Origin of the sequence: Pseudonocardia charpentierae (genome assembly GCF_031845345.1) — a bacterium.
GTDB lineage: Bacteria > Actinomycetota > Actinomycetes > Mycobacteriales > Pseudonocardiaceae > Pseudonocardia > Pseudonocardia charpentierae.
In genome coordinates this window covers 1-447 of record NZ_JAVREJ010000107.1, presented here as the reverse complement: position 1 = coordinate 447, position 447 = coordinate 1, and the positions used below count along the sequence as shown (strand labels likewise).

The window sequence follows — 447 nt, the reverse complement described above, 5'->3', positions numbered from 1 at the left end:
CACCGGAAGCCCCCGGGGACGAGGCGCCCGTTCTCCATGTGCGTGGGCACGTAGCCGCCGGCCCGGCGCTCGGAGAACAGCCCCTCATAGACCAGGGTGCCGATTACAACGGCCAAGCCGGCCAAGACGAGCCGCAGGAGATGCGCATCCCAATGCACCCGGCGCAGCGGATTGCGGCCCGCCAGCAGCAGGTAGATCAGGAACAGCACGAAGGGGATGAGGAAGAGGCCGAACTCTTCGAGGACGCGACGCAGCATGGCTCTTCGTAGCCTATCCCGCCGAGCGGCGAACCGCATCGGGCTCCGATTCCGGGTAGAGCCGCTCCCGGAGGTTGTTCAGGATCCCGGCGGTGACACCCCAGATCAGGCGGTCGCCGAAGGTCAGGGCGTAGAACCAGCGCGTGCGACCCTGCCAGTCCCGGGACCGCAGGCGGTAGCGCTCCCGATC

The 447-nt window shown here is 68.2% G+C and carries 1 protein-coding gene; it reads right to left on the bottom strand.

Annotated features, from left to right (window positions below; translation table 11 throughout):
- Nucleotides 1-257 (bottom strand): DUF6111 family protein (locus tag RM445_RS32065; RefSeq protein ID WP_311560615.1); only part of this gene is annotated, 257 nt, incomplete at its 3' end.
- Nucleotides 258-447 lie beyond the last annotated feature (190 nt).